This is a genomic window from Halomonas sp. NYA30, assembly GCF_976980765.1.
In genome coordinates this window covers 4,026,945-4,042,196 of record NZ_OZ334477.1, presented here as the reverse complement: position 1 = coordinate 4,042,196, position 15,252 = coordinate 4,026,945, and the positions used below count along the sequence as shown (strand labels likewise).

Genomic DNA, 15,252 nt, shown 5'->3' with positions numbered 1-15,252 from the left:
CACTGATCGATAGCAAAGTCGCCGGATGGTGATTAGTATACATTTCACTGACATTCATGAATGTCAGTGAAATGTATACTACGCCCCTTATTGCTTGAATTCAGGTTTGCAACGCTGCATTGATCGTCCTCAAGGAGCCTGCCGTGCCCGTTACTCTTCTTCGTTTCCTGCCCGCCGCACTGGTGCTGCTTATGCTGATGGGCTGCGATCAACCCCAGGCGCAGTCCACCGACACGGCCAGGCCGGTGAAATTGATGACCTTGCAGTCGGCCAATGCTACTGCCCTGCGGCAATTCCCGGCGCGGGTAGAAGCCACCACCCGCAGCAATTTGTCATTTCGTATGGCAGGCGAGTTGCTGGAGCTCAATGTCAGCCCCGGACAGCGGGTGAGCGAGGGTGAGGTACTCGCTCGAATTGACAACCGTAACGCGCAAAGCGAACTCGATAGCGCCCGCTCGCGCCTGGAGCTCGCCAAGGCCAACCTGGAGCGCATGCGCTATACCCTCGAGCGCGGGGCGGTCAGCCAATCCCGGTTTGATGAAGCGGAAAGCGAGTGGCGAGCAGCCCGCGCAACGTTTGAGCAGGCCGAAGAGCAGGTAACGCATACGCAACTGCGCGCGCCCTACGATGGCGTGATTGCCCAGGTGCCGGTAGATAACCGCCAGATTGTTCAAGTGCAGGAAACCGTCGCGGTCATTCAACAGCCAGGGCAGTTAGATGTGGTGTTTCATCTGCCCGAGCAAATTGTTCAGCGCATGCCGCGCAGCAACGGCACCCCCTTCGGTGATGAGCTGGTGTATGAAGTACGATTTGGCAACAGCGATAAGCCCTATCTCGCCCAGTTAGCGTCCTATACCACGCAAGCCAGCGCGCAGAGCTTGGCTTATGAAGTCACGCTGACACTCCCTCAGCCCGACGATATCACCCTACTGGATGGTATGAGTGCCAACGTGCGACTGGATTTAAGTGCGCTACAATCCGACCACGCTACGCCGGTTTGGCACCTGCCGCCTGAAGCCGTGAGCTATGCGGGTGAAGACGCTAATCAAGCGCTGGTATGGCGTTATACCGGTTCAGAACATGTAGAGGCAGTGCCGGTGAGTGTCGGGGCATTAACGTCGAATGGGTTGGAAGTTAGCGGCGATTTGACGGCGGGCGATCGTGTCGTGGCGGCCGGTGCTCACCGTATAACGGCGGATACCAACGTCACACCGTGGGAAAAAGAGCAGGGGCTATAAGCATGGTCGACTACTTTTTACGCCACCGGGCGGCCAGTTATTTAATGACCGTAGTGCTGCTGGCCGGTGGTGCGCTGTCATTTCTAGGCATGGGCCAGCTGGAGTTCCCCGAATTCACTATTCGTAATGCCCTCATCACCACGCAGTACCCCGGCGCGACACCTGAAGAGGTTGAGCAGGAAGTCACCTCGACGCTGGAAGAGTCGATTCAAGAGATGTCGTCGATTAAGCGAGTGAGCTCGGTGAGTTCCGACGGCCTTTCGCAAATTACCGTTGAGCTGGAGAGTACGGTTCAGAACGAAGAGCTTGAGCAGCTATGGGATTCACTGCGTCGCAAGGTGCAGGATGCCCAGGCTGCATTGCCGCCGGGGGCCAGCCGATCCCGCGTCAATGACGACTTTGGCGATGTCTTTGGCTTTATGGTCAACCTGACTGGCGAAGGCTACAGCATGCCTGATCTGGCCGACCATGCCGATTTTCTCAAGCGCGAGCTGACCCTGGTAGAGGGCGTCAAGAAAGTCTCGCTGGGCGGTGAGCATGAAGAGCGCATCTACATCGAAGTCGACCGTGAGCGCCTGCGAGCGTTGAATATTCCGCTCAGCCGGCTGCAGCAATTGCTGGATACCCAGAATGCCGTGGCCGATGCAGGGCATCTCAAGCAGGATGGTCGCCGTTTTCGTATTACCCCGACCGGCAGCGCGGCGAATATTGATGACCTGCGCGCGCTAATCGTCAGTGAAGGTGACGGCGAACTGGTGCGGCTGAGTGATATTGCTGATGTAAGCCGAGAACTGACAGAGCAGCCCCAGCAGCTCTATCGTGATATGGGCAGGCCAGCCATCTCGATGGGCGTCTCGTTTGAAAGCGGTGTGAATGTTGTGGCGGTCGGTGAACAACTGCAGCAGCGACTGGATCAACTTCAAGCCCGCACGCCGCTGGGCATGGAGCTGAATATCGTCTACAACCAGCCCCAGGTTGTGGATGAGGCGGTCTCCGGCTTTCTGGTGAGCCTGATCCAGGCGGTCGCCATCGTGATCGTGGTGTTGATGCTGTTTATGGGCTGGCGCAGTGGTCTGTTGATGGGATTCATCCTGCTGATCACCATTATCGGCACCTTTATGCTGATGCGCTTTCATGGTCTGCAGCTGGAAAAGATCTCCCTTGGGGCGCTGATTATCGCCCTCGGTATGTTGGTGGATAATGCCATCGTGGTGACTGAAGGGATGCTGGTGGGCCTAAAACGTGGCAGCTCGATTCGTGATTCGGCCCATCAGGTAGTGCGGCAAAACGCCTGGCCGTTGCTGGCCGCCACGCTGATCGCGATTGCTGCCTTTGCACCTATCGGTCTGTCGCCAGACACCACCGGTGAATTTATCGGTTCACTGTTTTTTGTCCTGCTCTATTCGCTGCTGCTGAGCTGGATTACCGCGCTAACGTTAACGCCTTTCTACTTTAAGCTGTTTTTCCGCAATATCGCACCTGGCGATGGTCAAGAGGACCCTTACAAAGGCGTTGTTTATCGCTTGGTCGGCCGCGTCATCGTTGCCGGCATACGCTGGCGCTGGGTGACGTTGGTGCTGGTGGTCGCAATATTGGCGGGCGCGTTGTTCGGTTTTGGTTCAGTCAAAAATGCCTTCTTTCCGGCCTCGAATACGCCCATCTTTTTTGTCGATTACCGCACGCCGGAAGGCACCGATATCCTTGAGACTCAGCGCCGTGTCAGCGAGCTGGAAGAGAGCGTGATGGAGATGCCGGGCATTCACCATCTCACCACCACCGTGGGCGGTGGATCACAGCGTTTTACCCTCACTTACTCGCCGGAAGACCGCTACGCCAGCTATGCGCAGCTCATTATCGAAACCGACGATAAAGCCACTCAGCGCGAGCGCATGGCCGACGTTGAAAGGGTGCTCGTACGTGACCATAGCGATATCGATTACAAAATTGCCCCATTGGAAGTCGGCCCCGCGCCGAAAGCCAAGCTAGAGGCGCGCTTCTACGGCAGTGACCCGGAAGTGCTGCGCCAACTGGGCGACGAGGTGGAGGCCATGTTCCGTGAGACGGCCAACATGACCAGCGTGCGCACCAGCTGGCGTAACCGGGTGCAAGCAATCGAGCCCGTCTTTCTTGAGGATACCGCGAGGAGGTTAGGTGTCACCCGTGAGGATTTGGCTAGCACCCTTGCGCTGAGTACCAGTGGTAGCCAGGTCGGCGTTTATCGCGATGGCAGCGACCTGATTCCCATGGTGGCGCGAGCGATTCGCGAGCAGCGCCACGACGTGGACAACCTGGGTTCCCTCAATGTCTGGAGCGAAGAGCAGGGCCGCTATATCACCGCCGACCAAGTGATCAGCGATATCACCACCCGGGTCGCGGACCCGCTAATTATGCGCCGTAATCGTGAGCGTATGTTGGCAGTGTACGGTGAGCCAGACCCGTTAAGTGGGGTGACCGCCGCCAGCGTATTGGCGGAGATCCGACCTCAGGTAGAAGCGCTGGAGCTGCCAGCAGGCTATCGGCTGGAGTGGGGCGGCGAGTTCGAGACCGCTGGCGAAGCGCAAAGAGGGCTGTTTTCCTCGCTGCCGCTGGGCATCGTGATGATGTTCATCCTTACCGTGGTGCTGTTCAATAACTTCCGCCAACCGTTGGCGATTTGGTCGCTGGTACCGTTGACGATTATCGGTGTTGTCGGCGCGTTGCTGCTCACCGGCTTGCCGTTCTCGTTCATGGCCTTGCTGGGCACGCTGAGCTTGATCGGCATGGTGATCAAAAACGCCATCGTTCTGGTGGAGGAGATCAACGTGCAATTGCCGCTGCATCAGGATCGCTATCATGCGGTAGTGCGCGCAGCGGTGAGCCGCGTGCGTCCGGTATCGATGGCGGCGCTGACCACCATGCTGGGTATGATTCCGCTGATCAGCGATGCGTTCTTTGCCAGCATGGCGGTTGCGCTGATTGGTGGTCTGGGCGTTGCCACGCTGTTAACTCTGGTGGTACTGCCGGTGGTCTACTGCGTGCTCTACCGGATCAAGATTCATGCGGATTAACCAGGATTAATTCAGCGCCGCTGCGACCTCTTCAATCTGTAGGCGCAGGCTCTGTAGACCGCCGCCGGAGAGGTACCACAGCGCGGGTGTCAGCATGACGAGCTGCGCGTCTTCTGCACCGGCGTCTAAAAGCGTTTGGGTTAACGCTTCCGCGTTGGCGGGTTCATCGCCAATAGCCGCGCTGCGGTCAACCACCAACACGAACTCTGGATCAATTTCGGCAATGGCATCAGGCGAAAGTGGCGTAAAGGTACGGGTGCCGCGGGTTTCCGAGTTCACACTGTCGGGCATTTCAAGTGCGTCTACGCCCAGCACCTCGTGCACGACCGGGTGCTGATTGAGCATCAGGTTACCGCCGTTATGGGTCACGACTAGCGTGCGAGGCGCATCGCTTAGCGCTTCGCGCTGGGACTCAATCTCGGCATGCAGGATTTCAAGCGCCTCTTCCGCTTGGCTATCCGCGTCTAATCGACCAGCCAGCTCGCGCACATTGGCCTCAAAAGCGGCCAAGTAGTCGTCACCTTGCAGGCTGGTGTTAAGCAGTGGGGCGATGTCGCCAAGCTCGGCTTCCCAGTCGCCCTGGCGGCCGGTGTAGAGAATCAGGCTAGGTTCGCTTGCGCTTATGGCGTCCATATCCGGCGAGCGCAGGCCGCCAATATCGGTGTATGGTTCTGCTGCGTACTGTTCCAGGTAGTTCGGCAAGCTGGCTTTCGGCACGCCCACCACCTGCTCGCTAAGGCCAAGCGCATCCAGGGTGTCCAGGCTGCCTAGATCGAAGGTGGCTATACGCTGGTCGGTAGCGGCGCTGACAGCTGAAAAAAGCAGCGTAGCGGTAGCAGTAGCGACGAGTGTTGTGGAGAGTGCTGTGGAGAGAAGCTTAGACGTCATAGCAATTCCTTTTATGAGAAAATATTCTATATGCAATAATTTCTCATCATCGCAGCAAGCCGTAGCGTTGTCTCGTTTAGCATAAGGAACGATGTGTTGCGGTAAACGCGACCGCCTCCTTCAAGGGAGGCGGCCGTTACAGTGATAACCGTGGGTGGTTAAGAGGCGACCCGGAAAGGGTTACGTGGGTCGTTATCCCAGGCCAGAAAGGGTTGACCTGTTTCTTGAGGCACCATGGTGATGCAGTTCTCCACTGGGCAAGTGATCTGGCACAGGTTACAGCCTACACACTCCTCTTCAATTACCTCATAGCGGCGCGCGCCGTTCTGCTCGGTGAGCTTGGCAATCGACTGGTGGGACGTGTCCTCGCAGGCGATATAGCAGCGGCCGCACTCGATACACAAATCCTGATCAATCTTGGCGATCGTTTTGAAGTTGATATCCAGGTGTTTCCAGTCGGTGGTTTGCGGGATCGCCTTGCGGGAAAATGCCTCTATTGAGTCGTAACCTTTTTCCGCCATCCAGCGGGAGAGGCCATCCTTCATCTCCTCCACAATGCGAAAGCCGTTAAGCATCGCGGCTGTGCACACCTGTACGATGCCTGAACCGAGGGCAATAAATTCTGCTGCATCCCGCCAGGTGGAAATACCGCCAATGCCCGAAATGGGCAGCGTTGGCGTGGCCGGGTCGCGGGCGATTTCCGCCACCATATTCATCGCAATAGGCTTCACGGCGCTGCCGCAGTAGCCGCCGTGGGTGCTTTGGTGGCCTACCGTGGGCTTGGCGACCATGTTGTCCAGGTCAATGCTGGTGATCGAGTTGATGGTGTTGATCAGCGACACCGCATCGGCGCCACCTCGCAAGGCTGCCTGGGCGCCTACGCGAATATCGGTGATATTCGGCGTGAGTTTTACAATCACTGGCTTCGAGTAGTGCTTTTTACACCAGTAGGTGACTTTCTCGATCAGGTCCGGGTTTTGGCCCACCGCCGCGCCCATGCCGCGCTCCGGCATGCCGTGGGGGCAACCTAAGTTGAGCTCGATGCCATCGGCACCGGTAGCTTCCACTAGCGGCAGAATGTAGGCCCAGGCTTCTTCATTACAGGGCACCATGATGGAGACGATCAGCGCACGGTCGGGCCAGTCCTTTTTGACCTGGGTGATCTCTTTAAGGTTGATTTCCAGCGAGCGGTCGGTAATCAGCTCGATGTTATTAAAGCCAATAACTTCGCGGTTTTTGCCGTAGTGAGCCGAATAGCGGGAAGAGACGTTCACCGCGGGAGGCTCTTCACCAAGGGTTTTCCATACCACGCCGCCCCAGCCCGCTTCATAGGCACGCACCACGTTGTAGGCTTTATCGGTGGGCGGTGCAGAGGCCAGCCAGAATGGGTTAGGCGCTTTAATACCGGCAAAGTTAATCGATAGATCAACACCGTTGACCACGCTGTCGCCGCGGTTTTTCTTACCCGGTGGTGTAAAATTGAGTGTGTTCATGCGGCCTCCTGCTTGGCGACAAGTGCCTGATGAATGGCGTGAGCCGCCAGTTTGCCGTGCTGAACGGCTTGTACGGTGAGATCCTGGCCAGGTTTTACGCAGTCACCCCCTGCGTAAACGTTGGGCAGTGAGGTTTGGAACATTTCATCGACATGAATGCGCTCGCCGTCTCGGGCTAACTCGGCGGCGGTGGCATCAGCGAGGCTGGTGTTATCAAAGCTTTGCCCTATGGCTTTGAAGATGGCGTCGGCGGCAATCTCAATCGTTTCGCCCGTCGGCGTTAATAGGCCCGCTTGCTCAACGGTCTTGGCAAAGCGCATACCCGCTACTCGGCCTTGTTCATCCAGCAAGATTTCATCGGGCTGCGCCCAGGTCACCATGCGCACACCGTTGGCTTTGGCGATCTCCTGCTCGTGGTCAGTGGCGGACATCGCCTCAATGCCACGCCGGTAGACCAGCGTGACCTCGGTAGCGCCCAGGCGAGCCATTTGCGTTGCCATATCAATCGCGGTGTTGCCTGCGCCAATCACAATGCAGCGTTTGGCCACGGTGAGACTGCCTAGGTCGTCGGTTTGGCGCAGCGTTTTGATGTAGTCCACGGCGGGCATCAGACCCGGCGCCTCTTCGCCGGTTAGGCCCAGGGCGCGGCTGGCACCCAGGCCTAAACCGAGAAACACGCTGTCATACTGCTGATGCAGCGTGGAAAGCTCGAGGTTATACCCGAGCCGCTGGCCATACTGGAGGTCAATGCCGCCGACCTCCAGTAAAAACTCAACTTCCTTGCGGGCAAAGTCATCGGTCATTTTGTAGCGGGCGATGCCGTACTCGTTTAGCCCGCCGGGCTTTTGCTCCGCTTCAAAAACCGTCACTTGGTGGCCGAGCATCGCCAGTCGATGGGCGCAGGAGAGCCCCGCAGGCCCGGCACCCACCACAGCGATGTGGCGGCCAGTGCTGGCGGCGCGCTTAAAGGGGTGGCTCTCAAACTGCATATGGTCGGTGGCGTAGCGCTGTAGCAAGCCGATCAGCACAGGCTGACACTCGGCGTCGTGGTTGCGCACGCAGCTGCGCTCGCAGAGGATTTCGGTGGGGCATACGCGGGCGCAGCTGCCGCCTAGGATATTGGCTTCCAGAATGGTTTCCGCCGCGCCATTGATATTGTTTTCGCTGATTTGGCGAATAAAGCTAGGGATATCAATGTCCGACGGGCAGGCCTCGACGCAGGGCGCGTCATAGCAGTAGAGACAGCGCTGGCTTTCGATAATGGCCTGGCGCGGCGTCAGCGGTGGGTGAAGGTCGCTGAAATTATGCGCCAACGTCGCTGGGTCGTAGGTGCCGACCTCTTTTGCGCTGGGCAGGTGATCAAGTGAATGGGTCACGGTCGTTTCTCCATTGCTCTGTTCTTGATGAGGGCCGGGGTTAGCGCTTAACGGCCATTGGCGCATTCAGCTCGGCGCGCTTGGCGAGCAGCTCGAACACGCCGGGGTAGGCGGGGCGTTCCAAGTAGCGCCCTGCGCCGCGTTCGGCATGGAGTTCGCCGTCCCGCCATGTCCACTTGCCCTGGCTGATGGTGTGGCGAGCAATGCCGCGCACCGTTTTGCCCTCGAAAATGTTGAAATCGACATTTTGGTGGTGGGTTTTAGCGGAGATCGTGCGGGTGCCGTTAGGATCCCACACCACAATGTCGGCATCGGAACCCACCTGAATCGCCCCTTTACGTGGGTAGAGATTGAAGATCTTGGCGGTGTTGGTGGAGGTGACGGCGACGAACTCCTGGGGCGAGAGCTTGCCGGTATTCACACCTTCGTCCCACAGCACGGCGAGGCGGTCTTCCACGCCTGCGGTGCCGTTGGGGATCTTGGTGAAGTCATCTTTCCCAGCGGCCTTTTGCTCTTCGCAGAAGCAGCAGTGGTCGGTGGCGGTGGTTTGCAGGTTGCCGGATTGCAGGCCGTGCCAAAGCGCTTCCTGATGGCCTTTGGGGCGGAAGGGCGGGCTCATGACGTGGGCGGCTGCGGTTGCCCAGTCGGGATTCTGATAAACGCTGTCATCAATGACCAAGTGACCCGCTAGGCACTCGCCAAACACCGGGTGACCTTGCTGGCGGGCGTAGGCGATTTCGTCTACTGCGTCCTTAGTGGAAACGTGTACCAAGTAAACGGGAGCACCTAGGGTGCTGGCAATACGGATCGCCCGGCTGGCGGCTTCGCCTTCGACCTGGGGCGGGCGAGACAGCGGGTGGGCTTCTGGCCCGGTCATGCCCTGTGCAAGCAGTTTCTGCTGCATGTGATACACCAGCTCGCCGTTTTCTGCGTGTACGGTGGGAATCGCGCCCAGCTCCAGGCAGCGGGAAAAACTCTCCACCAGGATATCGTCGGTGGCCATGATCGCGCCCTTGTAGGCCATAAAGTGCTTGAAGCTGTTAACGCCGTGCTCCCGCACCAGCGTGCCCATCTCTTCTTTGACGCTCTCGTCCCACCAGGTGATTGCCACGTGGAAGGCGAAATCGGTGGCGGCTTTTTCGGCCCAGCCTTGCCAGGTGTTGAAAGCTTCCAGCAGCGACTGGCCGGGGCTGGGAATCACAAAGTCGATAATAGTGGTGGTGCCGCCCGCCATGGCCGCGGCGGTACCGGTATAGAAATCTTCGCTGGCCACCGCACCCATAAACGGCATCTGCATATGGGTGTGGGGGTCGATACCGCCGGGCATCACCAATTGGTGGCTGGCATCGACAATCTCGCAGCCTTCCGGCACATCTAAATCGGTGCCGATGGCTTGGATTTTTCCATCGACGCATAGCACGTCAGCGCGGTAGGTGTCGGCGTGGGTGACGACGGTGCCGCCCTTGATCAATAAACTCATGGTTCGCTCCTGGGGTAATTGACTGAGGGGCTTATTCGCCGTCGGTTAAGCGGGTGTAGGTTTCCGGGCGGCGGTCACGGAAGAACTGCCAGTTGTTGCGCACCTCGCGCACCATGTCTAAATCGATCTCGTGTACCAGCAGCTCGTCTTCGGTTTCGCTGGCCTGGGCTTCGATCTTGCCGCGTGGGTTAACGATGTAGCTGGAGCCGTAAAAGTCGCCGATATTCCAAGGCGCTTCGCTGCCTACGCGGTTGATGGCGGCAATAAAGCAGCCGTTGGCAGCCGCTGAGGCGGGCTGTTCAAGCTCCCATAAATATTGAGAGAGCCCAGCCACGGTGGCGGAAGGGTTGAAGATCACTTCAGCACCGTTGAGCGCCAGTGCCCGCCAGCCTTCAGGGAAGTGCCGGTCGTAGCAGATGTACACGCCGATCTTGCCGTAGGCGGTATCGAACACCGGCCAGTTGGATTGGCCCGGCTTGAAGAAGAATTTTTCCCAAAAACCGGCCACTTGGGGAATATGGGTTTTGTGATATTTGCCTAGATAGCTACCGTCGGCGTCGAATACCGCTGCCGTGTTGTAGTAAACGCCGGTCTCGGCCTCTTCATAGATAGGGACGATGATCACCATACGATGTTCGGCTGCGAGCTTCTGCATCATTTGGCAGGTGGGGCCTTCCGGCACACGCTCGGCGGCGGCGTACCATTTGCCATCCTGGCTGGGGCAAAAATAGGGTTGGTTGAACACTTCCTGGAAACAAAGCACTTGGACGCCCTGGTCAGCCGCTTGCTGAATCATGGGTAGGTGCGCTTCGTTCATGGCATCGCGAATCGCGGCCGGTTCCAGATCGGTACTGGTTTTTAGGCCCATTTGAATCAGGCCGATTTTCATTTTCTGCATACAAAAGCCCTCTCGTATCCTACGCGCCAACCGCTGGCTCGTTTTTAGTGGTGAGTAACGGTCCGCAGTAATCAGGTATTGCTAATGTTTGTGAGCCGCTATGGATGAGCCATTAGCGTGGGTTGCTTGGCGTGTAGTGATATCGACTAAATGCCGACGGATTATTGTTATGAGTAAAGTTGTCATATTTGACAGCTTTTTGAACATAGTCCCTTATACAGTCGCTTTTCAAGGTTTTTTTACTGTGGGTATTCGTTTTTATTAACTAATTGATTTTATATGGGATTATTGCTTTTTATCATTGCTTTTACTCATTTGGTGAATGCGTGCACATGAATGGTGATTTATTTATTATTTTATAAATCAATCGCTTAGTATATTTATTCATGGTTTGTCTGAAATTTAACGTTTCTTTTTGGTGCGCTATTTTTTTAACCAGCTATGTTTTTTAGGGGAGTTAGTGTGTGTTGATTAAAACAATAACAATTCAATGGGGAGTGATTGTCTGTCTGCCATTTAACCTGAATCCGTGAGACCGGCCCCCAGGAATGCTTCTAACCTACTGAACTGCATGGCAATATAGCGAATATCGCCATTCACCCAGACAGTGCCATGCCCAACGTCAAGTTCCGCGCCAGTCGCCGCACCCTCACCAGCCACGCCGGGCTGTCCATCATCGGGCAATGCTTCGAGATCGCTGGCGTCGACAGCATCGACAGCCGCTTCCCCACCACGCTGGGCATGCGCACCAGTGACGTGATCAAGAGCTACCTGGGCCTGCTGTGTCTGGGCATGAGCGACTATGACGCTGTCGAGAACTTCCGCCGCGACAAGCCCTTCCAACAACTGCTGACCCTGCAGAAGGTGCCGAGCGCGGCGACGCTGCGACAGCGGCTGGAGAAACTTGCCGCCAACGACCTGCAGGCGCGCACCGCCACCTGGTCCACGACCCTGCTGTCACTGATCGAAGCACCGATCACCGCCGAGACGACGCACGTCTGCCTGGACATCGACACCTTCGTCATGGACAACAGCAACTCGAAGAAGGAAGGCGTCTCGCGGACCTACCAGAAGGTCGATGGCTACACACCGATCGCCGCCTATCTGGGCAACGAAGGGTGGTGCCTGGGTCTGGAACTGCGGCCTGGCAAGCAGCACACCATGAAGGAGAGCAACGCCTTCCTGGAGCGGGTGCTGCCTCGCACCCAAGGCCTGACCAAGCAACCGATCCTGTTACGCGAGGACAGCGGCTTCGACAGCCAGGCGCACCTGGCGCTTCTCGAACAGCAGCGCCAGGTCTTTGCCGACGAGGGGCGCCGGCTCGACTATGTCGTCAAATGGAACCCGCGCGGCTCGGCCACGGCTGATCGAGATACCTGGCTGGCGGTGGCGGCGGACTACTGGGAAGAGCTGCGTCCTGGCAAGCGCCAGGCGCTGTGGCTGCAGACCGTCTCGATCCACGACGACAACAAGACCGAATACGTCGTCCAACGCGTGATGCGCCTGGTAGAGCGCACCGCCGATCGCGATGGCCAGTTGCTGCTCGAACCGGACTATGAGTTGGAAGGCTGGTGGACCAGCCTGGACGAGGCGCCGGAGGCGGTGATCAAGCGCTACCAGGCGCATGCCACCCATGAGCAGTTTCACAGCGAGATCAAGACCGATCTCGACCTGGAGCGCTTGCCGTCCGGCAAGTTCGCCACCAACGATCTGATCCTGCATCTCGCCCAGTTGGCCTACAACATCCTGCGCCTGATGGGACAGCTGGGCATGACCGGCGAGCTGAGCCCGGTTCGCCACCCGGCCAAGCGGCGCCGGCTGCGCACCGTGCTACAAGAGCTGGTGCACCGTGCGGCTCTCGTGATTCACAAGGCACGGCAGATCATCCTCGACTTCGGGCAGGATATCGGGCGCATGACGGTGCTCAAGACGCTGCGGAGCCGACTGCGTTATCCACGAGGAACGCCATGCTGACCGTCAATCGGCGACACTCTATCCACAAGCAGTTCCAAGCGACACGCGATCGCCAGATATGTCGTGCCTGGCGGGTGGAAAGGCATGACAAAACGGGCCGTCAGCACCGATCAGCACGGTGGGTTTTGGCAATAACGGGCTTGCGAAAGCCAACTTGCACGGGGCGAATGATCAAAAAGTGCTCGCTGGCGGTGATAGGGAAAGTGTCGGCGCCGGCTTCACGGATTCAGGATTTAAGTCAGCTTTTGGTTCAATAAGTTAACGGCCATGCTTTTTTTTTAGGCATGTTTATTGCTGTAACAAGAGCTGAACCCGTGAATGCGATCGGCAATATCGCTGCTGAGGAGAATAAAATGACTGGCTCAAGAACCCAGATGATCGACAGAGAGGGGTTGATTGAACTGCAAGTCGGTGAGGATGTGCGCAATAGTCCTCGCTTCAACGAGGATATTGCGCCTACCCAGGCCAGCGAGCGCACCTGGAGCAAGTGGAACATTGCGGCGCTGTGGGTCGGGATGTCGATTTGTGTTCCCACCTATACGCTGGGCGGCGTATTGACCGCCTACTTTGGCTTGAGCGTTGGCGAGGCACTGTTTGCCATTCTATTAGCGAATATCATCGTGTTGATTCCGCTTACCTTAAACGCTTTTCCTGGCACTAAATTTGGCATTCCCTTTCCCGTCGTTTTACGTTCCTCCTTCGGTATCTTAGGGTCCAATGTGCCTTGCCTGGTGCGGGCATTAGTCGGCTGTGGCTGGTTTGGTATTCAGACCATGTTCGGTGGGCTGGCGATTCACTTGCTGTTGTCTGAGTTGATTCCCGCTTGGGCGGCGCTTGGCGGTGTGGGGGAGGTGATTGGCTTTTTCGTGTTCGGTGCCATGAACCTGTATGTGGTGATTCGCGGTGCGGAGTCAATCAAGTGGCTGGAAACCTTGGCTGCACCGCTGCTGTTGGCAGTGGGCGTTGGGCTGATGATATGGGCTTGGCCGAATATGTCGATGACCGAGCTGCTGGCGCAGCCGCCATCGCGCCCTGAGGGAGCTTCCGTTTATGGTTATTTCTTTGCAGGCTTGACCGCCATGGTGGGGTTTTGGGCCACCTTGTCACTGAATATCCCTGACTTTAGCCGCTTTGCCAAAAGCCAAAAAGACCAGATTGCTGGCCAGATAATCGGTTTACCGCTGACGATGTTCTTCTTTGCCGCCCTCGGTGTCGTGTTAACAGCGGCGTCCGAGACGCTGGTGGGCCAGACCGTTGCCGATCCGGTGCGTCTGATTGGCTATATCGATAGCCCCTTTTGGGTCGTCATGGCGATGCTGCTGATCATCATTGCCACGATTTCCACCAACACAGCGTCGAATATTGTTTCGCCAACCAATGATTTCCAGAATATTGCGCCCAAACTGATTAACCAGACCCGCGGTGTGCTGATGACCGGGGCGGTGGGTGTTTTGCTGATGGGTTACGATCTGTTGCAAAAGGCAGGTGTGATTCCTCCAGGCGTGTCACTTGAGCAGATGTACTCCAACTGGCTGCTCGGTTACTCCAGCCTGCTCGGCCCGATAGCGGGTATTATGGCGGTGGATTACTTCCTGATTAAAAAGCAGCGCTTGGATGTGCCTAGCCTCTATATGGATAACCACGCCTATCCTGCGGTGAACATGGCTGGGTTTATCGCCTTTGGTGTACCGGTGCTACTCACCTTGATCTCTCTGGTGACAGGCACGATGAACTGGTTCTACGATTATGGGTGGTTTACTGGGTCGGCGCTGGGGGCGATTGTTTACTATGCTGCCAGCCAAGTCGTGGCGTCGTCTCCGCAGGCAGGGCCTGCGCCGTTAATGGCCAGTGAGGTCACTGAGCAGCGTTAATCAGTAGTGGTAATCAATAGCTATGTTTAAAGCCTGGCACGGAAGCCTGCCTTTTAGATTAGCTACTTTTGATTAAACCTAAAAAAGCATCGACTACACGGTTAGGGCGGCGGTCATGACGGGTGACCAGCACAAACGGAATGCGGTAGTGCTGGGTGGGTGTGAGAAGGGCGCGCATTTTGCCTGCCGCGACCCACTGCTCGGCCACGTGTTCAGGAAGAAAGCCGATAAACCGCCCGGTAAGAATCAAAAAGGCCGCACCTTCGCGGTCGGATGCCGAAGCGCGGAGCGTGAGCGCATCATGGGCTTGGCGTGCCTCAACCGGAAGCGGATAACGAGGTGAAATAGCAGCGTGTTGGGCGATATCTGCAGCGCTGAGTGCATCATCGTGTTCCGCAAACAGCGGATGCCCTGCGGCGCAGTAAAGGTAGGAAGGCTCATCATAAAGGTGTCGGGTTTCTAAGCTGGTGGGTAGGTTTACCGCGGGCACTACGCCGACGTGCAAATGGCCATCCATCACGCCTCGAATAACGGCGTCGGAAGGCTCCATATGAATATGCAGCGTTACCTCATGTTCCGTCGCGCTAAGTTCAGCCAGCGCGTTGGTCACGTGCATAGCAGGAAGCGTCACTAGATTGTCGGTAATGCCAATATTCAGCTCGCCTTTAATCGTTTGGTGTAAGGCGTTTACGTCGCTTTTGAAGGTTTCCAGGGCCGTTAGTAGCGTGAGTCCCGCCTGATAAATCTCTTTACCTTCCTCTGTTAAGCTAAACCCGCTGCGCCCCCGCTGGCAGAGTGAAAACCCCAGCCTTCCCTCTAAATCATTCATGTGCTGGCTAATCGCCGAGCGGCTAATACCGAGTGTCGTTTCCGCCGCCGTAAAGCCGCCGCACTCGACGACCGTCTTAAAAATGCGGATCAGGCGTATTTCGTAGTCGCTCATTTGGCCTAGTGATGCCATAGCTGCCTCTTGATCAGGAAAAGGGG

10 protein-coding genes are annotated in these 15,252 nt (G+C 57.1%); 4 read left to right on the top strand and 6 right to left on the bottom strand.

Annotated features, from left to right (window positions below):
• Positions 1–143: 143 nt before the first annotated feature.
• Positions 144–1,238 carry an efflux RND transporter periplasmic adaptor subunit gene (locus tag ACWI0H_RS18750; RefSeq protein ID WP_336273927.1) on the top strand — a complete coding sequence of 365 codons (1,095 nt, stop codon included), beginning with the start codon at positions 144–146 and terminating at the stop codon, positions 1,236–1,238.
• A gap of 2 nt (positions 1,239–1,240) precedes the next feature.
• On the top strand, positions 1,241–4,285 hold the full coding sequence (locus ACWI0H_RS18745) for an efflux RND transporter permease subunit (RefSeq protein WP_336273926.1): 3,045 nt from the start codon (positions 1,241–1,243) through the stop codon (positions 4,283–4,285).
• A 6-nt stretch (positions 4,286–4,291) separates the two neighbouring features.
• On the opposite strand, the gene ACWI0H_RS18740 is transcribed toward ACWI0H_RS18745, so the two are convergent.
• The 5 genes from ACWI0H_RS18740 to ACWI0H_RS18720 form a co-directional block, all read right to left on the bottom strand.
• Positions 4,292–5,173 (bottom strand): ABC transporter substrate-binding protein, encoded by an 882-nt coding sequence (locus ACWI0H_RS18740; RefSeq protein WP_336269062.1) that lies wholly within the window; start codon positions 5,171–5,173, stop codon positions 4,292–4,294.
• Positions 5,174–5,331: 158 nt separating this feature from the next.
• Entirely contained in the window at positions 5,332–6,666 is a 1,335-nt protein-coding gene (gene preA, locus ACWI0H_RS18735; protein ID WP_485874216.1) for an NAD-dependent dihydropyrimidine dehydrogenase subunit PreA, read from the bottom strand.
• Positions 6,663–8,042, bottom strand: coding sequence for an NAD(P)-dependent oxidoreductase (locus ACWI0H_RS18730; protein WP_485874215.1), 1,380 nt, complete (start codon positions 8,040–8,042; stop codon positions 6,663–6,665). The genes preA and ACWI0H_RS18730 overlap by 4 nt, the downstream gene beginning before the upstream one ends.
• Before the next feature lie 40 nt (positions 8,043–8,082).
• Positions 8,083–9,522 (bottom strand): dihydropyrimidinase, encoded by a 1,440-nt coding sequence (gene hydA, locus ACWI0H_RS18725; RefSeq protein ID WP_485874214.1) that lies wholly within the window; start codon positions 9,520–9,522, stop codon positions 8,083–8,085.
• A gap of 31 nt (positions 9,523–9,553) precedes the next feature.
• Positions 9,554–10,420 (bottom strand): nitrilase-related carbon-nitrogen hydrolase, encoded by an 867-nt coding sequence (locus ACWI0H_RS18720; protein ID WP_485874213.1) that lies wholly within the window; start codon positions 10,418–10,420, stop codon positions 9,554–9,556.
• A 612-nt stretch (positions 10,421–11,032) separates the two neighbouring features.
• Here ACWI0H_RS18720 and ACWI0H_RS18715 point away from each other — a divergent pair.
• Both ACWI0H_RS18715 and ACWI0H_RS18710 read left to right on the top strand, forming a co-directional pair.
• Positions 11,033–12,394 carry an IS1380 family transposase gene (locus tag ACWI0H_RS18715; protein ID WP_045812073.1) on the top strand — a complete coding sequence of 454 codons (1,362 nt, stop codon included), beginning with the start codon at positions 11,033–11,035 and terminating at the stop codon, positions 12,392–12,394.
• A gap of 353 nt (positions 12,395–12,747) precedes the next feature.
• Entirely contained in the window at positions 12,748–14,265 is a 1,518-nt protein-coding gene (locus ACWI0H_RS18710; RefSeq protein ID WP_485874212.1) for an NCS1 family nucleobase:cation symporter-1, read from the top strand.
• A gap of 58 nt (positions 14,266–14,323) precedes the next feature.
• Here ACWI0H_RS18710 and ACWI0H_RS18705 read toward each other — a convergent pair whose 3' ends face one another.
• On the bottom strand, positions 14,324–15,226 hold the full coding sequence (locus ACWI0H_RS18705; RefSeq protein ID WP_485874211.1) for a LysR family transcriptional regulator: 903 nt from the start codon (positions 15,224–15,226) through the stop codon (positions 14,324–14,326).
• Positions 15,227–15,252: the final 26 nt, after the last annotated feature.